Consider the following 16,519-nt stretch of genomic DNA (forward strand, 5'->3'; position numbering starts at 1 on the left):
TTGTGGAAGGGGCGAAGGATCAGGCGTCTTTCGGCGGCACGATTTCCTTGACGGGCGGGGACAGCGGCGGCAAGTCCACGTCCGGCTCATCGGTATCCGGGTCTACCGGCAAGTCCCCGGGCGGCGAGCCGGGCGGGATCGGATCCGGCTTCGGCGGCACATGTAGTTGCAGGACGGTTTGCATTGCACTCTCCTCTGAAGATTCTCTCGCGGGCAGCGCGGCCGGTCGGCGGGCGTTTCCGGCGGCGCGATTGCCGACAAGGCATTCAGCAAGCGGCGTGCCCAAAGCCATCCACGCCCGCGATCGCCGCCGCCGGGAACGCGGCATGCTGTAGGCCAGCGCTACCGCGCGCACCCGGAGATTGAATGAGCACCCGCACGCAAAAGGACCCGGATCCGTTGCCCGTCGAAGAGGCATCGCTGACCTATGTGGACGACACGCAGCCCGGCTACACCCGCGTGCGCGTCAACGCCCATACGTTTCACTATCTGGACGAGAAAGGCGCGCGCATTACCGACGAGGCGCAGATCCAGCGCATCAACGCCCTGGCCATCCCGCCCGCGTACGAAAACGTATGGATCTGCCCGCTGGCGGACGGGCATCTTCAGGCCACGGCGCGCGATGCGCGCGGCCGCAAGCAATATCGCTATCACCCCGGCTGGACGGCGGTGCGCGACGCCACCAAATACAAGAATCTGCTGTCCTTCGGGCACGCGCTACCCCGAATCCGGCGCCAGGTCGAGCGCGACATGAAGATACCGGGCCTCACGCAGGACAAGGTGGTCGCGACCCTGGTCCGCCTGCTGGAGATCACCTTGATCCGCGTTGGCGGGCGCGAATACGCGCGTGCCAACAAGTCTTACGGCCTGACAACGCTCAAGCGCCGTCACACGACCGTGGCCGGCAGCCGTTTCCGGTTCAGATTCCAGGGCAAGAGCGGCGTGGCCCACGACGTCACGGTCACGGACCGGCGCGTGGCGCGCATCATCAAGCAATGCCTGGACATCCCGGGCCAGCAGCTGTTTCAGTATCTGGACGCCGACGGCGACAAGCGCCCTGTCGATTCGGGCGCGGTCAACGCCTACCTGCGTAACGCCGGCGGCGGCGAATACACCGCCAAGCACTATCGCACCTGGGCGGGCTCCGTGATGGCCTTTGCCGCGCTGCAGGCGCGCCCGTTCGAAGACGAGCGCCGCGCCAAGCAGGAGGCGGTGGACGTCATCAAGGCCGTGTCAAAACGGCTGGCGAATACGCCCGCCGTGTGCCGCGCGTGCTACGTGCACCCGGCCATCATGGAGGCCTACCTGACCGGCACGCTGCCCGCGCGCACGGCCGCCCCAGCAGGGCCCCGCGGGCTCAGCGCCGACGAGCGGCGCCTCCTCGCCTTTCTTCATGAGCAGGACGCCGGCGATGCGTAATCAGAGAATCGAGGAGCGCGCGTTCTTGGCGCGGGGCTGCGGGGCGGAGCCGTCGGCCCAATTGGATTCGGTCTTGTTGTCGACCACCTCGCGCTTGTCGCGCGCGGCCTCGTCGGGTGTATCGGCATCGGGTTTATCCGGTAGATTTGGCACGTCGACGGGACCGCTCGTCGGCAGTATCTTAGCGTTGTCCTGCGCGGATTTGCCGGCGCGCGCCGGCGAGGTGGTTTTGGATGTGGACGAAGGTTTCACGGTGTTCTCCCGCCAGTTGCGAACCTTCATCCTACGGCCCCTCGCCCGCAGGAAAAACTGTCAAGACCTTCAAATTGCAAGCGGATGTGCCGCCGCGCCAGCCGCGCCTGTGTGGCCGGGCGGCCGCGGCCGCTCACAAGGAGATGCAATGCGAGACCCAAACTTCGAACAATGTGTGCAAGCCTGCTATGAATGCGCGGTAGCGTGCGATCAATGCGCGGCCGCGTGCCTGCGGCAGAATCCGGCGCAGATGCGCGCAAGCATCGCCTTGTGCACCGATTGCGCCGAAGTCTGCCGTTTGTGCGCGGCCATGCTGGCCCGCGGCGGAGAATTCGCCCAGGCGCTCTGCACCTTGTGCGCGCTGGTCTGCGATGCCTGTGCGCGGCAATGTTCCACGCACGACGCCGAGCACTGCCAGATCTGCGCGGGCGCCTGCATCGCCTGCACGCTGGCATGCCGAGACATGGTCGAGGCGTAAGCCTCGCCCCGCCGCGCGGCCGCCCGGGCCGGCCGCAACGGCGCATTTTTCCGCCCGACAGTCAGGAGCTTTCGATGGCCACCACGAATACCCCCATGCCTTCCGACTTCCCCGAGAACGGCCCCGACAATCGTGGCGCCTACAGGCGCTCGCGGCATCCGGAAAGCTGGATCGACGAGCTGGAAGCCACGCTCAGCGACACTTCGGCAACGGACCTTGAAGCCCTGAAGGCGCGCTTGAACGACCAGCTGCAAGCCACGCGCCAGAGCCTGCGCGAGGCGTCCGACAACGCCCATGACCTCATGCGCGAGACCCTGGACTGCACCGAGGACTACATCCACGCGCGTCCCTGGCAGGCAGTCGGGCTGGTGGCGGGCGCGGCTTTTCTGCTCGGCGTCATCGTCGGCCGCCAGTAGGCCGTTCCCACGCGGTCGCCGGGCACGGCGTTTGCTCGACTTCCATTGCAAGGCGCATCCCGCGCCGCCCAATGGGAGAACACATGAGCACCCCCAAAAGCGCCCAGACCGGCGACCGCCCTCACCCCACCCCGCCCATGCCGGCGCAGCACCTGGACGAACAGCCAGGCGTTGAAGCCGACATGGTGCTCAAGCCCCAGTATCAGGCGCCCGGCTACAAAGGCAGCGGCAAGCTGCAAGACAAGGTTGCGATCATCACCGGCGCCGACTCCGGCATTGGCCGGGCCGTCGCCGTCCTGTTTGCCCGCGAAGGCGCGGACGTCGCGGTGATGTACCTCGATGAACACGAGGATGCCAGGGAGACCAGCCGCGCCGTTCAAGCCGAAGGCCGACAGTGCCTGCTGATCCCGGGCGACGTCCAGAATTCCGCCTTCTGCAACGAGGCCGTCGCGCAGGTGGTCAAGCACTTCGGCAAGCTCGACATCCTGGTCAACAACGCGGCCTATCAGCAACACACCGAGACGCTGCCGGAAATCAGCGACGAAAAATGGGACAAGACGCTGCGCACCAACATCAGCGCCTATTTCTACATGGCGCGCGCCGCGCTGGAACATTTGAAGCCCGGCAGCGCCATCATCAATACGGGTTCAGTCACGGGCCTGAATGGCAGTGGCCAGTTGCTGGACTACTCATCGACCAAAGGCGCCATCCACGCGTTCACCCGTTCGCTGGCCTCGAACCTGGCCGAAAAGGGTATTCGTGTGAACGCGGTCGCGCCCGGTCCCGTCTGGACGCCGCTCAATCCGGCCGACCGAAGCGCCGATGACATCAAGTCATTTGGTGAAAAGACCGATCTGGGACGCCCCGCTCAGCCGGAGGAAATCTCGCCCGCCTACGTCTTTCTGGCATCGCCCGAATGCTCGAGCTATATCACGGGCATCGTGCTGCCCATCACGGGCAGCGCGGGCGACTGAGCGATCCTCACTTCTCCGGCACCACCGACGCCGGCGCGGCGCGCGACGCCGGGGAAACCGGCGGCGCTTCGCCCTTCGGCGCCGGATGGATCTTGTCGCCATTGACGGCGGGCTCGCGACCCAACGCGCGGCTCATCGCGTAGTGATCGCTCAACATCGGCAAGGTGCGCGTCGCAAAGTCGCGCACCTGCGCATCTTCCGACTCCTTGGCGGCTGTTTCGAATAGGCGATTGGCTGTCGCGTGCGCGTCCACGGCAGCCTTCTTGATATACACCTGGTCGAACTCGGCGCCAGTCTTTTCCCGCAATTCATGCAGCGTGGCGCGATCGGGCTCGGCCGGCTGATCGGGCAGCGAGATGTTCTTGGCCGCTGCCAACGCGTGGATCTCCTTGTTCACCGCCGTGTGCTGTTCAAGCATCTTGGCCGCAAACGCGCGCACCTGCGCGTCCTTGGCGCGCTTGCCTGCCAGTTCGGCGGCCTGCACTTCGAAAATTCCCGAACCCGAGGCAGCCTGCAGGAAGCGCGCGTCCGAGGCGTCCAGTTCCGCGGCGTGCGATAGCGGGCCCGCGCCCGCAAGCACAACCGCCGCGGCAAGCGCGGCGAATGACGTTTTAGTGAATGGCTTCATGGTGCTGTCTCCGTGCGTGACTGGGCGGGGCTCAATTGGCGGTGGTCGGCGCTTCCACCCGGCGCGGCGGATCCAGCGGATCAAAATCCTGCCACTTGCCGTCCTGCCATCGGCCATTGGCCCGTTCGATGTCGGTGCCGCCCGCGGCGCGCAAGATCTGGCGGGCTTGCTGCTCGCGCCCAAGGTCCACGTGCAGCGCCAGCATGACGCCCGCCTGGCGCACGGGCGGATGCGATTTCTCGGGCTCGCCGGGCGCGGTGCGAACCCGCTTCTTGCGGCCGATCACCCACATGGCGCCCGCCAACGCCCCGATGTAAGCGCCCACCCCGGCGGCGGCAATCGTGATGAAGATCGAGGCGGCCAGTTGCGCGGCAATCAGCCCCGCCACCAACGCAAAAACCAGCCCCAGCAGCGACGCGCCGGCCACCGCGCCAAAATGCCCGCCTTTGGCATCGGGGTCCGCGATCCGGTCGCCCCCCAGCGGAAAGCGCCCATGCTCGCCGGCAATGCTGACGTAAAAAGTGTGGATGTCATCCTCGGTATAGCCCTCGGCGAACAACTTCTGGGCGGCCAGCGTGGCTTCGTCGAAGGTCTGGAACCGTGCAGCGACAATCAAGGACATGACAATCTCCCAGGGAAAAATTTTCAATCAAGGAGCAACTTCCATACCTGCGCTGCCGGAACCGCCCTGCCCATCGCGACGTCGGCATGGCGCTTGCTGCCTGCCCCGCACCCGCTGCTGCGCGCACCGCCTGTTCCGATCCCGCGCGCGCCCTTATCCGGAGAATGCCCATGCCCCGTATACCCGACACCGATATCAACCTTGACGAAAGCGGCCGTCCCGATCTGGGTCCCAGCGACTCTTCAGATTCGGCCAGCGACCTGCCACGCGACCTCAGGCATACCGATAGCGACTCCCAGGCCACGGGCGAACGCGAGAGCGTCGAACCGGACTTCCAGGACGACGACGGCGCGGACGTGGCGACCGACCGCGTCACCGACGCGGACGAAGCCGGCCTCTCGCACGACGCGCCCGATCCGGTCCGCAACGGTGGCTGACGCCATCCCGAACCGGCCCCGGCGCCGCACTCCCTGAGGAACGACGATGGAAATATCCCGTACTGAGGAATTGCTGCGCGGGTCCGACACCGACGAGGGCCTGCCGGCGCCCGAGCCTGCCCGCGGCGAAGCGCGGCGCTGCCTGTCAGTGCTGGATTGGATGGCGCTGATCGCCGTCGTGGCCGGCGGTTTGAACAGCGGTTTGATCGCCGCCGTCAATCTGGATGTAATCGAGAAAATTTTTCCGCACATGGCGGCGGCGCGCACCGTCTACGGCGTGATCGGCATCGCGGCGTTGTATTGCGTCGTGATGCTTTTTCGTCTGGCCGACGAATTGGGCGAACCGGCCCGCTGACAGCAAGCCGTTTCGTCCGCCAAGCGCATTAATTGCCGTCAGGCCGCTTGCCCGGATACTGCCCGCCCTCTTCAAATTCCGGCCCCTTGCGGTTCGGCGTTTTATCCGAATGCCGTTTATAAGGCTGATCGTTCTCGGTCGGCTTATCCGCGCCAAACTGACCGCTCTGGTTCGCCGCTTCCGTATCGTCCTTGGGGGTGTTGGCCTTGGACTTGGCGGGCTGCTGATCGTGTGGGGTCGTCATGAATCATCTCCTTGATACGCGCCATCCGTGAATCGCGCATGGCCTCGCCCCTCCTGCGCAAGTGCCATGCCCGGAAATCCTGGGCACGTTACTTGCTCTAGGGGTAGTCGGGTCCGCCAACTACCGGATCACTTACCCAAGGAGTCAGTCATGAATCTGTCCAAAACGATTTGCCCCGCTTTTGCCCTGTGCTTTTCCGTCCTGGCTTTCCAGGCCTCCGCGCAAACGGGCACGACCGGCGTTCGCACGAACGATCAGATCGACAACCAATACAAAATGGACAAAAAGCAATGCGACGGCATGAAGGGCAATGCCAAGGACGTCTGCCAGAAGCAGGCCGAAGCCACGCGCGACAAGGCCAAGGCCGACGCAAAGGCCGCGAAGGAGAAGGCCGAAGCCTCCCACGACGCGGCCAAGACGCGCAACGATGCCGACTACAAGGTCGGCAAGGAAAAGTGCGATGCCATGTCCGGCAACGCCAAGGACGCCTGCATGGCTGACCTGAAGACCCGCTTCAACAAGTAAGCGGCGTCAGGCGGATTCCCGGGACGGTCCGCCCGTCCGGGAATTCTCGCCAGGCAGCACGTAGCCTGCTGCCGCGTATTCCTCAAGACGGTTGTAGAGCGTCTTGGGGCTGATCCCCAACACGGCGGCCGCCTGTTTCTTGACCCCATTGCATCGCTCAAGGGTGGCCAGAATCAGACGACGATCGGCCTCGGCCAAGGTCTCGCCAACCGGCACGCTGACTTGCCCGCCGGCCGGCTCACCAGCCGGCGATACCTGAGGCACAAGCATATCCAGATCCAGCACATCCCCATCGGCCATGATGAACGCGCGGCGAACGAAGTTCTTCAGTTCGCGGACGTTGCCTGGCCATTCATACTGCGCGAGTGCGGCCGCCGCCTCGGGCGAGAAATCCTTGTTCTTGCCGGATTCCTCGTTGAGCGCATGCAGAAAGCGCTGCGCCAGAAATAGGATGTCGCTGCCGCGGTCGCGTAGCGCCGGCAGCTCGATGGGAAAAACGCTCAGCCGGTAGTACAGGTCCTCACGCAGCTTGCCCTCTTGCACGGCCTGCTCCGGATTCCGGTTGGTCGCCGCAATCACGCGAATGTCGCAGGCAATTTCCCGGTTGGTGCCCACGCGCATGAATTGGCCGGTTTCCAGCACGCGGAGCAGCTTGACCTGCAGGTCTAGCGGCATTTCGGTGACTTCGTCCAGGAACAACGTGCCGCCGTCGGCGCGCTCGAAGTACCCCTTGTGCTGACGGTCTGCGCCGGTGAAACTGCCGCGCTCGTGCCCGAACATTTCACTTTCGATCAGGTTGGGCGATATCGCGCCGCAATTGACCGCGATGAACGGACGCTGCCGACGTGGGCTGAGTTCGTGGATGGCGTGAGCAGCCAGCTCCTTGCCGGTGCCGCTTTCGCCGATCAGCAAGGTGGTGACCGTCGTGGGCGCCACGCGCCCGATCTGACGATACAGCGTCTGCATGCGTTCGGACTTGCCATACAGCTTGCCGAACCGGCCCGGCTCTTCAAACGGGGTGCCGGGCATTTCGCCGCCCGAATTGGTCATGATCCGCTTCAGGATCTCTTCGAGGCGCTCCATGCAGATGGGCTTGACCAGGTAGTCGGTCGCACCCAGGCGCAGGGCCTGCACGGCGTTGTCGACAGTACCGTGGCCGGTCATCACCACCACTTCTGCGCTGTGCACGGCAACGTTCTTGAAAATGTCCATGCCGCTGCCACCCGGCAGCCGGACGTCCGTCAACACCAGGTCGGGCGCTTGCCGTTCGAGCTGGATGAGGGCGTCCTTGACGCTGGCCGCCAGGGCCACCGAAAACCCGCTATCGCGGCCGATTTCGGCCAGTGTTTCCCGTATTGCATCGTCGTCATCGACGATAAGCAGGTGAGGCATGCTATCTCCGTATCCCTTCCATAACCGTCAGAATAGTCACTATGAGGTCGGCCGGCGCAAATATCTGCCAGTTTCCAACAACGTTTTCCAATACTTGCAACTCGTCGCAATCAGACAGCGGACCGCCCTCTACGATGCGATTATTGCAGGCCCGCTTTCGGGACTAGGAATCAGCATGGCCAGTCGAAATACCGCTACACGCGCCAACGCGCCTTCCCCCACTTCCGTTTTTGCGGACACCAGCGGCATGTCGCCGCAAATGCGCAAACTGGGAAACCAGATCGCACTTGCCGCGGCTACCGATGCAAGCGTGTTCATTATCGGCGAAAGTGGGGCCGGCAAGGAAATCGTTGCCCGCGCCATCCACGAGGCGAGCGAACGCCGCGACCAACCCTTCGTCGCCGTCAATTGCGGCGCGATCAGCGGATCGCTGGCGCATGCCGAGTTGTTCGGCCATGAGAAAGGCAGCTTCACGGGCGCCGTGTCGCAAAATGCCGGGTACTTCGAGTACGCAAGCGGCGGCACGCTGTTTCTGGATGAAGTGACGGAAATGCCGCCGGACATGCAGGTGCATTTCCTGCGGGTGCTTGAAGTGGGCACGTATCAGCGCGTGGGCGGCACGGACCTGCTGCGCGCCAATGTGCGCGTCATCTGCGCCAGCAACCGGGACCCGGCCGCCTCCGTTGCGGATGGCCGCCTACGCCAGGACTTCCTGCACCGTCTGCTGGTGATTCCGCTGCGCGTGCCGCCGCTGCGCGAGCGCGGCGACGACGCCCTGCTGCTGGCGCACCAATTCCTGGATACGCTCAATGCGCAGCACGGCACGCAAAAGACGTTTTCGCCGGCCATGCTAGAGGCGATCAAGGCGCACGACTGGCCGGGCAACGTGCGCGAACTGCGCAACGTGGTTCAGCGCGCGTACATCATGGCCGATGCCCAGTTGGACGCTGACTTGGCGACGCGCAACCGCGGGCCCAGCCAGGCACAGGTTCGCGACGGCTCGCTGAACTTTCCGGTGGGCATGCCGCTGGGCCGCGCCCAACGCGAATTCATCCTGGCCACGCTGGCCCACCATGCGGGCGACAAACGCCTGGCCGCCGAGACGCTCGGGGTCAGCCTGAAAACGCTCTACAACCGGCTGGACGTCTATGAAAAGGACGAGCCCGAAAAAGCTGCCTGAGCAGTTCTTACCACCGGCTTTGTAATACTGGCTCAGCATGCCGCGTTCCCGGGGCGCCTTCGCCCCTTGAACGAGGCTGGCACGATCTTTGCGTATAGAAGGTGAACGAGCCGCCTTCCGGCGGCTGCCCCTTCAGGAGACTCGATTGGGCCACCCCATGCAAGAACTTCGCCTGCGCCAGCAAATGACGCTCGCGCCGCGTCTGCAACAGTCCGTCAAGCTGCTTCAGATGTCGGCGCTTGAATTCACCACGGCCGTACAGCACGCACTGGCCTCAAACCCTTTTCTCGAAGATCCGGACGATTCGGAGCCCGAGTCGGCGGCCCCCGTTGCGCCCGGCGTCCGCGGCGAGACGGCGGACATGGAAGGGCAACCCGCCCCGGAGCCCGTCGCTGCCTCGGACAGCCCGGAGGGCGACGAGCCCCCGCCCGACGCGCCCGCCTATTCCGGCGACTACCCCACCCACACGTCCTCGGGCGGCGACAGCGATCTAGGCCAATGGGCCTGCGCCAACGTGTCGATGCGCGATCGCCTGTCCTTCGAACTGGGCAACTATCACCTGCAGCCGCGTGATCGCCTGCTGGCGGAGTTCATCATCGACGCGCTGGACGACGATGGCTACCTGCGCACCCCGCTCTCCGCGCTTTGCACCTCCGCGGATGCGGACATCAGCCCGCTTCCGGAGGAATCCGAATGGATGGCGGCGTTGCGCCTGGTGCAGCAGCTGGACGCCCCCGGCATTGCCGCGCGCGACTTGCGCGAGTGCCTGATCCTGCAACTTGCCGCGCTGCCGGACGAAGACGACGACACGCGCGCACTGGCCCAGAAAATCGTCCAGGAACATCTGGAGCGGCTGGGCAAGAACGATTACGTCGGTCTGCGCCGCGCGCTGGGATGTGGCGATGACGCCCTGCGCGACGCCTGCGCGCTGATCCGCCGGCTGGACCCCAAGCCCGGCGGCCGCTACAGCGGCGACACGCCGGTGTACGTGGTGCCGGATGTGTTCGTGGACAAATGGCAGGGACGCTGGCGCGTGCTGCCCAACCGCAGCGCCATGCCGCGCGCGCGGTTGCACAGCGCCTATGCGGATCTCTTTCGCCGCGCCCGCCTGGACGACCGCAGCCCCATGGCGCAGGAACTCCAGGAAGCGCGTTGGCTGGTGCGCAATGTGGAACAGCGCTACACCACGATCCAGCGCGTGGCCGAGGCCATCGTGAAGCGCCAGCAGATGTTCTTCGAATATGGCGAAGTGGCGCTGCGCCCGCTCATGCTGCGCGAAGTGGCGGACGACCTGAACATGCACGAGTCCACCGTCTCGCGCGCGACCGTGAGCAAGTACATGACCACGCCGCGCGGCGTTTTCGAATTCCGCCACTTCTTCTCGCGTGAATTGGCCACGGAGTCGGGCGGATCGTGTTCCGCAGCCGCAGTGCGTGCGCTCATCAAGGAAATGGTGGACGCCGAAGATCCGGCAATGCCCCTGTCCGACGTGGCACTGACGCAGCAACTGGCCTCCAATGGCATCCTGCTGGCCCGCCGCACCGTGTCGAAGTACCGCGGCCAATTGCGCGTGCCGCCCGCCGAGCTGCGCCGCCAGCACTGATCAGCCCTGCGGCCATAAAAAAGGCTTCCTTGCGGAAGCCTTTTTGTTGGGCTGCTTACTTGCTGCCGCCCGTGTTCGGATATCCCGGAGGAGGCGTAGCGCCAGCGGCCGGGGTCTTCGGCACGTTGTCATTGGCCTCGCGCTTGCGATTGGGCATTTCCGACCCATGCTTGTCCGACTTCATGTGACCGCTCTTGTCCAGGTTCGGCGGCGTCGTGCCCGTATTGGGCGCGGCGTTCGGAGCGGGGGGAATCTGTCCCGGGGGCACCTTGGTATTGGGCGGCACGGCAGCCCCGTCGTTCGGCGTCGTGGACGGCGAAGTCGGGGGGGTGCTGCGGCCCGTGGACTGGGCATAGGCACCGCCAGCGGTGGCAACGCCGGCAATCAAAGCAAACGCGCAGGTCATGGCACGGTATTTCATAGCGTAGCTCCTTCCTTGGTTGAAATGCACCGGCCTAGTCGCAAGCCCCGTGCCTGACCCCCTGCCCGCCTTCTCCCCTATTGGTAGTCCTCCATGCGGGGCATTTTTTACCTGCGTTTGCAACACTTGACCCTCAGCCTGCCCGTTGCGGCCCCGCGCTCTCCTCCAGCATGCGCTGCACGCGCTCGCCCAGCGCATCCAGCGAGAACGGCTTGACGATGAGTTCCATGCCTTCTTCCAGGAACCCGCCCGCGCTGGCCGCGCTTTCGGCGTAACCCGTCATGAGCAGAACCCGCAGGCCGGGATGCGCGACGCGCGCGGCGTCGGCCAGTTGGCGGCCGTTCAAATTGGGCAGGCCCACGTCGGTCACCAGCAGGCTCAGGTTGCGCGTGGCGGTCACCAGCTCAAGGCCGGCTTCGCCATCGCCGGCCGTCAACACATGCAGCCCCATGTCCACCAGCGACTCCCGCACCATTTCCCGCACGTTCATATCGTCTTCCACGACGATAACGAAGGCCTGGCCCGCCGACGCCGCCTTCGCGCCCGTCGCCCGCGGCGTTTCGGCCGCCATTTCCGGCACGCCCTGATGGCGCGGCAGATAGAGGCGAACCGACGTGCCGACGCCTTCGGCGCTTTCCAGCACGGCACTGCCGCCCGCCTGCTTGGCAAAACCGTAGGTCATCGACAGACCCAGACCCGTGCCCTCGCCGAGCGGCTTGGTCGTGAAGAACGGATCGAAGGCGTGCGCCAGCACGTCGGGCGACATGCCGCACCCCACGTCCGACACCGTGACCTCGACGAACGCGCCGGGATTGACGCCCGGGTTCTGGCGCAGTGACGCGGCGTCCAGGTGCGTATTCGCCGCGGCAATGGTCAATACGCCGCCGTTCGGCATCGAGTCGCAGGCATTGATCACCAGGTTGAGCATTGCGTTCTCGAACTGGTTCCGGTCGCAGTTCACAGGCCACAGACCCGGCTCCAGATCGAAGACCAGGTTCACACGCTCGCCGGTGTAGCGATGGAACAGGTCCGTCATGGAATGCAGCGTGGCTTCCACACTGAACGGCTTGGGGTCGATCGGCTGGCGCCGCGAGAACGTCAGCAGCCGCTGCGTCAGATGCGCGGCCCGGTTCGCGGAATCCATGGCCACGGTGATGAAACGCTGCGCCTGTTCCGGCACGCCGGCCGTCAGCTTGCGCTGCACCAGATACAGCGCGCCCGTGATCCCTTGGAGCATGTTGTTGAAATCGTGCGCGATACCGCCCGTCAAGCGACCCACCGCTTCCATCTTCTGCGCCTGGCGCAGCGCATTCTCGGTGTCGGCCAAGGCTTCCGCCTGCGCCTTCAGGTCCGAATCGTCGCGGCCGGCCACATACAGGCTGTCCTCGGACCACGACATGCTCCACGTGATCCAGCTGTAGCCCCCTTCGCGCCGCAACACCCGGTTTTCCACGTGCCGGGCAGGTTGCGCACCGTTCGCCTTGGCGTGCGGCGACCAGGCGGCGCGGGTCGCCTCCAGGTCATCGGGGTGGATCAGCTCTGACAGACCCATCGACAGGAACTGGTCGGGGTTCCAGCCCAGGATGGTTTGCACCGCGGGATTCACGCTGGCAAACCTGCCGCGGCCATCGATGACCGCAAGCAGCTCGGGCGACATCCGCCAGATGCGGTCCCGCTCCGCGATGGCGTGCTCGACCCGCTGCTCCAGCATGCGCGCATACTGCGACCGCTCGACGGCATCGCACATCCGTTCGGCCACTTCCTCGATGAAGGCCAGATCCGCGGGCTTGAGCCGGCTGCTGGACAAGGGGCGGACCACCAGCGCGCCGCCCTGCCGCGCCCAGCGGCGCATCGGCACCACGATGGCCGACGGCCGGACGTCGCCGCCCTCTTGCGCCACGAGCGGCTGCAGGTAGGTTGTGCGCCCGTTGCGCACCGCCTCGAAAAAGTCGTCGCCCAATTGCTCTGTCGCCAGCGGCTCCTGGCGCGCCACGTACACGTCGGACTGCCAGGACGTGGACACGACGGGCGCCGCGCCGTCGCCGGCCCAATCCAGGACTGCCACCAGGCCCAGCGACAGGTGCTGCCCCAGCCCCGCGCAGGCGGTCTCCTCGATCGCGGCCTGCAGGTGCAGTTCTCGCATGCGGTCGCCCAGCGCCAGCAGGAAATTCTTGCGATGCTGGCCTTCCCACAACTCGGTCTCGGCAGCCTTGCGCGCGGAGACGTCCAGGAAAAGCGCCATGATCCGGTCGGGCCCTTCCTTGCGCGCCCGCGCTTCGTACCATGCATCGTTGGGCGCGGGAACGGCAAATTCGAACTGGGTCGGCTCGCCTGTTTCCACTACCTGGGCGAACGTATCCAGGATCTGGCTGGGCACGCCCGGAATCATTTCACGCAGCGTATGACCCAGCGTGTCGCCTTCCCGCATACCGCTCTGGCGTTCGAAGGCCGGGTTCACTTCAAGAAAGCGGAAGTCGGCAATGCGGCCATCATCGCCGCGCAAGGCCTCGGCCAGGAAGAACGCCTCCTGCATGCCCTCGAACATGGCGCGCCAGCGGTCGCCGCTGCGGCGCAAGGCCACGTCGAGCAGATGCCGTTCGATCGCCAGGGCGGCGCTACGCGTGACGAGCGCTATGGCGTCGATGTCGTGCGCCGACGGCAGGCGGCTTTCGTCGTAATAGTTCGAGAACACGCCCAGCAGCCGCCCGTCCGGCGCCTTGATCGGGGTCGACCAACAGGCACGCAGGCCGTGCGCCGCCGCCACGTCGCGCCATGCGGCCCAGCGAGGATCCCGGGAAATGTCTTCCACGTAGACCGGCCTGCCCGAATGCGCCGCAGCGCCCCAGGGGCCGGCCTCCGTTCCGATCATCACCCCGCTTACCGCAGCGTTGAATTCATCCGGCAGGCTGGGCGCGGCGCCATGCACCAGCCTGCCCCCCTTGTCGTCCACCAGCGCGATGGACGCACGAAGTTTCACGCTCGATTGGGCCTCGATGGCGTGAAGCACATGTTCTAGCACCTGCTGGAGCGGCACGCCGGCAGCGATTCGCTCCAGCATGATGCGTTCGTCTTCAAGACGAGCTAGCGTGTCGGTCCATGGCAGGGACACGCGGTCTTGCTTGGTCAGCATGTTTCCCCCTATCGCAATACGGAATGTACGCGATAGGGACGCGCGTGGGGCAACCCAGCGTAACGCGACGCTACCCTTCCTGGAAAAAAAGAGGCGGTCAGGCGGGCCCCGCCACCCCTGCCGCCGGGTCACGGCGCCCCGTGCGCCAGGCAAGGCCCGCGCTGATCGTCAGTGCGGCCGCCAGCAGGCCGCCGGCCATCGCCGCCACGCCGTGCCAACCGCCAACCGTCCAAAATTGGCCGCCCAGCGCGCCCAGGACGCTGGACCCAACGTAATAGACCAGCAGATACAGCGAGGCGGCTAGCGCCTTGTAGCCTCGAGCCATCTGACCCACCCAGCCGCTCGCGACGGCATGGGCCGCAAAAAAGCCGAACGTGAAGACCACGATGCCCGCGACCAGCACAGGCAGCGAATCCGAGAGCGTCAGCACCAGGCCGGCCAGCGCAAGCCCCGACGCGGCGGACAGCATCGCGCCGCGCCCATGACGGTCGGCCAGGCGGCCGAACCACGTAGACGCGAAGATGCCTACCAGGTAGACGACGAAGATGAAGCCGATGAAGGTCTGGCTAAGCGAGAACGGCGGGAGCAACAGCCGGAAGCCGACATAGTTGTAGACGGCCACAAAGGCCCCCATCAGCAGCCCGCCCATGGCGAACAGTGCGCACAGCGGCCCATTCTTCAAGTGCGCGCCGGCGCCGGCCCGCACGTCCGACCAGACGCCTGCCCACCCTTGGCCGCGCCGCGGCGTGAAGCGGCGCGAGGCCGGCAGGAGCCACAGGAATAGCACGGCCGCGACGATGCCCAGCAGTCCCAGCGTTCCCATCGCCGCGCGCCACCCGAAGTGATCGGACACCAGGCCGGTGATCACCCGTCCCGACAGCCCGCCAAACGCGCTGCCGCTAATGTAAAGCCCCATCGCGAAGCCCAGCGTGCCCGGTTCGACCTCCTCGGCCAGATAGGCCATGGCGACAGCCGGCACCCCGCCCATCGCCACCCCTTGCAAGGCGCGCAGGGCCAGCAGGCTCTGCCAGTCCGGCGCGACCGCCGCGATGGTGCCAAGAATGGCGGACGCGAACAGCGACCACGCCATGACGCGCTTGCGCGGCAGCGCGGCCGAAAACAGGCCGACAAAGAAAATGGCGATCGCCAGCAAACCCGTGCACAGCGACAGCACCAGGCTGCTCTGCGCGGGCGAAACCTGGAAAGCCTGGGTGAACAGCGGCATCAGCGGCTGCACGCAATACAACAGCGAAAACGTGGAAAAGCCGGCGGCGAAGAGCGCCCATTGGGCGCGGCGCAGACCCGGCGTGCCGCGCGCCAGATACGCCGGCGCCGAAACGCCGGGGGCTGTTGCGTGACTTGCAGAAGGGGTAGACATCAGGATTCTCGAAAAACACCCGGGCAGGAGCCAGTGAAGAACAAGGTAGACATTTCCCCTGCATATGTCCAATATATGAAACCGCTCCTGTCTATATTTAAAACCAATGGAACTGCGCCACCTGCGGTATTTCACCGCCGTCGCCGAGGAACTGCATTTCACGCGCGCGGCCGCCCGCCTGGGCATCGGCCAGCCCCGCTCAGCCAGCAGATCCAGCAATTGGAGCGCGAGATCGGCACGCCGCTCTTTCTGCGCCTGCCCCGCGGCATCGCGCTGACCGAAGCCGGTGTGCAATTTTTGGACGACGCCCGCGCCATCCTGGCCAGCGCCGACCGCGCCGTCGATATGGCCAGGCGGCTGGGGCGCGGCGAACGCGGCGCCATCACGGTCGGCTTTACCGCGTCGGCCGTCTTTCATCCCTACCTGCCCCGGGCCATCCGCGCCTTTCGCGACCGCTATCCGGATGTGCGCATCACGCTCACCGAAAGCAATACCGTCACGCTGCTGCGGGGCCTGCGCGCGGGCGATGTGGACGTGGCCTTCGTCCGCCCGCCCTACGTGCTGGACGCCGAATTCGAATCGGAGCGGGTGCTCGATGAGCCCATGCTGATCGCTCTGCCGCCGGACCATGCGCTCAGCAGGAAGCGCGCGGTCCCGATCGCCGCGCTGGCCGAGGAGGACTTCGTGCTTTATCCGCGGCCCATCGGCGCGGGCCTGTACGACGCCATCCAGTCCGCCTGCCAGCGCGCCGGCTTTGCCCCGCGCGTCATCCAGGAAGCGCCGCAGATGGCGTCGATCGTGAGCCTGGTGGCGGCTGGCGTGGGTATCTCCATCGTGCCCGCCGCGATGCGGCACATGGGCGCCCAGGGCATCGAGTACCGTCCCATCAAGGGCGATGCGCCCCATGCGCTGCTGGACATGGCCTACCGGCGCCATGACCGCTCGGTAGCCGCCGAAAACGCCGTCGGCATGCTGCGCCGGCTGGCGCATCCCGAGCGGGAATGAACCCCGGCCCCGGGGGATTGCCGTATCGGCCTGTCGCGTTTGTCATTTTCTGTAAACCTG

The 16,519-nt window shown here is 65.8% G+C and carries 18 protein-coding genes and 1 pseudogene; 10 read left to right on the forward strand and 9 right to left on the reverse strand.

The features are described from left to right. Nucleotides 1–19: 19 nt before the first annotated feature. Nucleotides 20–184 carry a hypothetical protein gene (locus FBY20_RS27820; RefSeq protein WP_167427925.1) on the reverse strand — a complete coding sequence of 55 codons (165 nt, stop codon included), beginning with the start codon at nucleotides 182–184 and terminating at the stop codon, nucleotides 20–22. Between the two features lie 182 nt (nucleotides 185–366). On the opposite strand from FBY20_RS27820, the gene FBY20_RS25445 reads away from it, so the two are divergent. After that, nucleotides 367–1,419, forward strand: coding sequence for a DNA topoisomerase IB (locus FBY20_RS25445; protein ID WP_142055326.1), 1,053 nt, complete (start codon nucleotides 367–369; stop codon nucleotides 1,417–1,419). Here the strand turns inward: FBY20_RS25445 and FBY20_RS25450 are convergent, their stop codons facing one another. Then, on the reverse strand, nucleotides 1,420–1,701 hold the full coding sequence (locus tag FBY20_RS25450; protein WP_255452492.1) for a hypothetical protein: 282 nt from the start codon (nucleotides 1,699–1,701) through the stop codon (nucleotides 1,420–1,422). 118 nt (nucleotides 1,702–1,819) lie between these two features. On the opposite strand from FBY20_RS25450, the gene FBY20_RS25455 reads away from it, so the two are divergent. The 3 genes from FBY20_RS25455 to FBY20_RS25465 all read left to right on the forward strand — a co-directional run bounded on the left by FBY20_RS25455 (nucleotide 1,820) and on the right by FBY20_RS25465 (nucleotide 3,539). Then, nucleotides 1,820–2,149, forward strand: coding sequence for a four-helix bundle copper-binding protein (locus FBY20_RS25455; RefSeq protein WP_056317697.1), 330 nt, complete (start codon nucleotides 1,820–1,822; stop codon nucleotides 2,147–2,149). Between the two features lie 74 nt (nucleotides 2,150–2,223). Beyond that, nucleotides 2,224–2,565, forward strand: a complete 342-nt coding sequence (locus FBY20_RS25460; protein ID WP_056317694.1) for a YqjD family protein — start codon at nucleotides 2,224–2,226, stop codon at nucleotides 2,563–2,565. Nucleotides 2,566–2,648: 83 nt separating this feature from the next. Further along, nucleotides 2,649–3,539, forward strand: coding sequence for an SDR family oxidoreductase (locus FBY20_RS25465; protein WP_142055327.1), 891 nt, complete (start codon nucleotides 2,649–2,651; stop codon nucleotides 3,537–3,539). Between the two features lie 7 nt (nucleotides 3,540–3,546). Here the strand turns inward: FBY20_RS25465 and FBY20_RS25470 are convergent, their stop codons facing one another. Both FBY20_RS25470 and FBY20_RS25475 read right to left on the reverse strand, forming a co-directional pair. After that, complete coding sequence (locus FBY20_RS25470) at nucleotides 3,547–4,167, reverse strand: DUF4142 domain-containing protein (protein WP_056317688.1); 621 nt, start codon at nucleotides 4,165–4,167, stop codon at nucleotides 3,547–3,549. 31 nt (nucleotides 4,168–4,198) lie between these two features. Continuing rightward, nucleotides 4,199–4,789, reverse strand: a complete 591-nt coding sequence (locus FBY20_RS25475; RefSeq protein WP_142055329.1) for a phage holin family protein — start codon at nucleotides 4,787–4,789, stop codon at nucleotides 4,199–4,201. A 170-nt stretch (nucleotides 4,790–4,959) separates the two neighbouring features. On the opposite strand from FBY20_RS25475, the gene FBY20_RS25480 reads away from it, so the two are divergent. Together FBY20_RS25480 and FBY20_RS25485 are read left to right on the forward strand one after the other, a co-directional pair. Further along, nucleotides 4,960–5,226: a hypothetical protein gene (locus FBY20_RS25480; protein ID WP_062839533.1), complete on the forward strand. Its 267-nt coding sequence runs from the start codon at nucleotides 4,960–4,962 to the stop codon at nucleotides 5,224–5,226. Nucleotides 5,227–5,272: 46 nt separating this feature from the next. Then, entirely contained in the window at nucleotides 5,273–5,581 is a 309-nt protein-coding gene (locus FBY20_RS25485; protein WP_142055331.1) for a DUF378 domain-containing protein, read from the forward strand. A 28-nt stretch (nucleotides 5,582–5,609) separates the two neighbouring features. On the opposite strand, the gene FBY20_RS25490 is transcribed toward FBY20_RS25485, so the two are convergent. After that, nucleotides 5,610–5,825: a hypothetical protein gene (locus FBY20_RS25490; protein ID WP_056317672.1), complete on the reverse strand. Its 216-nt coding sequence runs from the start codon at nucleotides 5,823–5,825 to the stop codon at nucleotides 5,610–5,612. 150 nt (nucleotides 5,826–5,975) lie between these two features. Here FBY20_RS25490 and FBY20_RS25495 point away from each other — a divergent pair, with 150 nt between their 5' ends. Beyond that, nucleotides 5,976–6,350: a hypothetical protein gene (locus FBY20_RS25495; protein ID WP_056317667.1), complete on the forward strand. Its 375-nt coding sequence runs from the start codon at nucleotides 5,976–5,978 to the stop codon at nucleotides 6,348–6,350. Between the two features lie 6 nt (nucleotides 6,351–6,356). Here FBY20_RS25495 and FBY20_RS25500 read toward each other — a convergent pair whose 3' ends face one another. Further along, on the reverse strand, nucleotides 6,357–7,742 hold the full coding sequence (locus FBY20_RS25500; protein ID WP_142055333.1) for a sigma-54 dependent transcriptional regulator: 1,386 nt from the start codon (nucleotides 7,740–7,742) through the stop codon (nucleotides 6,357–6,359). Between the two features lie 175 nt (nucleotides 7,743–7,917). Between FBY20_RS25500 and FBY20_RS25505 the strand changes: the two genes are divergently transcribed. Both FBY20_RS25505 and FBY20_RS25510 read left to right on the forward strand, forming a co-directional pair. Continuing rightward, a complete protein-coding gene (locus FBY20_RS25505) occupies nucleotides 7,918–8,922 on the forward strand; it encodes a sigma-54-dependent Fis family transcriptional regulator (protein WP_082586186.1) in 1,005 nt (334 codons plus the stop codon). 157 nt (nucleotides 8,923–9,079) lie between these two features. Then, on the forward strand, nucleotides 9,080–10,525 hold the full coding sequence (locus FBY20_RS25510) for an RNA polymerase factor sigma-54 (RefSeq protein WP_142055334.1): 1,446 nt from the start codon (nucleotides 9,080–9,082) through the stop codon (nucleotides 10,523–10,525). 55 nt (nucleotides 10,526–10,580) lie between these two features. Here FBY20_RS25510 and FBY20_RS25515 read toward each other — a convergent pair whose 3' ends face one another. The 3 genes from FBY20_RS25515 to FBY20_RS25525 form a co-directional block, all read right to left on the reverse strand. Further along, nucleotides 10,581–10,946, reverse strand: a complete 366-nt coding sequence (locus FBY20_RS25515) for a hypothetical protein (RefSeq protein WP_056317659.1) — start codon at nucleotides 10,944–10,946, stop codon at nucleotides 10,581–10,583. Nucleotides 10,947–11,079: 133 nt separating this feature from the next. Further along, nucleotides 11,080–14,076 carry a GAF domain-containing protein gene (locus FBY20_RS25520; protein ID WP_142055336.1) on the reverse strand — a complete coding sequence of 999 codons (2,997 nt, stop codon included), beginning with the start codon at nucleotides 14,074–14,076 and terminating at the stop codon, nucleotides 11,080–11,082. A gap of 97 nt (nucleotides 14,077–14,173) precedes the next feature. Continuing rightward, nucleotides 14,174–15,454, reverse strand: coding sequence for an MFS transporter (locus FBY20_RS25525; RefSeq protein ID WP_142055338.1), 1,281 nt, complete (start codon nucleotides 15,452–15,454; stop codon nucleotides 14,174–14,176). A 106-nt stretch (nucleotides 15,455–15,560) separates the two neighbouring features. Here FBY20_RS25525 and FBY20_RS25530 point away from each other — a divergent pair. Further along, a pseudogene (locus tag FBY20_RS25530) lies at nucleotides 15,561–16,459 on the forward strand (LysR substrate-binding domain-containing protein). The last annotated feature ends 60 nt before the right edge of the window (nucleotides 16,460–16,519 follow it).

Origin of the sequence: Achromobacter sp. SLBN-14 (assembly GCF_006715415.1) — a bacterium.
In the GTDB taxonomy this organism is placed as follows: Bacteria; Pseudomonadota; Gammaproteobacteria; order Burkholderiales; family Burkholderiaceae_B; genus Achromobacter; species Achromobacter mucicolens.

Coding starts and splice junctions, on each gene's coding strand:
- FBY20_RS25490 (WP_056317672.1), bottom strand. CDS start 5,825: ATGACGACCCCACACGATCAGCAGCCCGCCAAGTCCAAGGCCAACACC.
- FBY20_RS25525 (WP_142055338.1), bottom strand. CDS start 15,454: ATGTCTACCCCTTCTGCAAGTCACGCAACAGCCCCCGGCGTTTCGGCG.
- FBY20_RS25480 (WP_062839533.1), top strand. CDS start 4,960: ATGCCCCGTATACCCGACACCGATATCAACCTTGACGAAAGCGGCCGT.
- FBY20_RS25470 (WP_056317688.1), bottom strand. CDS start 4,167: ATGAAGCCATTCACTAAAACGTCATTCGCCGCGCTTGCCGCGGCGGTT.
- FBY20_RS25495 (WP_056317667.1), top strand. CDS start 5,976: ATGAATCTGTCCAAAACGATTTGCCCCGCTTTTGCCCTGTGCTTTTCC.
- FBY20_RS25475 (WP_142055329.1), bottom strand. CDS start 4,789: ATGTCCTTGATTGTCGCTGCACGGTTCCAGACCTTCGACGAAGCCACG.
- FBY20_RS25450 (WP_255452492.1), bottom strand. CDS start 1,701: ATGAAGGTTCGCAACTGGCGGGAGAACACCGTGAAACCTTCGTCCACA.
- FBY20_RS25485 (WP_142055331.1), top strand. CDS start 5,273: ATGGAAATATCCCGTACTGAGGAATTGCTGCGCGGGTCCGACACCGAC.
- FBY20_RS25455 (WP_056317697.1), top strand. CDS start 1,820: ATGCGAGACCCAAACTTCGAACAATGTGTGCAAGCCTGCTATGAATGC.
- FBY20_RS27820 (WP_167427925.1), bottom strand. CDS start 184: ATGCAAACCGTCCTGCAACTACATGTGCCGCCGAAGCCGGATCCGATC.
- FBY20_RS25460 (WP_056317694.1), top strand. CDS start 2,224: ATGGCCACCACGAATACCCCCATGCCTTCCGACTTCCCCGAGAACGGC.
- FBY20_RS25505 (WP_082586186.1), top strand. CDS start 7,918: ATGGCCAGTCGAAATACCGCTACACGCGCCAACGCGCCTTCCCCCACT.
- FBY20_RS25445 (WP_142055326.1), top strand. CDS start 367: ATGAGCACCCGCACGCAAAAGGACCCGGATCCGTTGCCCGTCGAAGAG.
- FBY20_RS25500 (WP_142055333.1), bottom strand. CDS start 7,742: ATGCCTCACCTGCTTATCGTCGATGACGACGATGCAATACGGGAAACA.
- FBY20_RS25510 (WP_142055334.1), top strand. CDS start 9,080: ATGCAAGAACTTCGCCTGCGCCAGCAAATGACGCTCGCGCCGCGTCTG.
- FBY20_RS25520 (WP_142055336.1), bottom strand. CDS start 14,076: ATGCTGACCAAGCAAGACCGCGTGTCCCTGCCATGGACCGACACGCTA.
- FBY20_RS25465 (WP_142055327.1), top strand. CDS start 2,649: ATGAGCACCCCCAAAAGCGCCCAGACCGGCGACCGCCCTCACCCCACC.
- FBY20_RS25515 (WP_056317659.1), bottom strand. CDS start 10,946: ATGAAATACCGTGCCATGACCTGCGCGTTTGCTTTGATTGCCGGCGTT.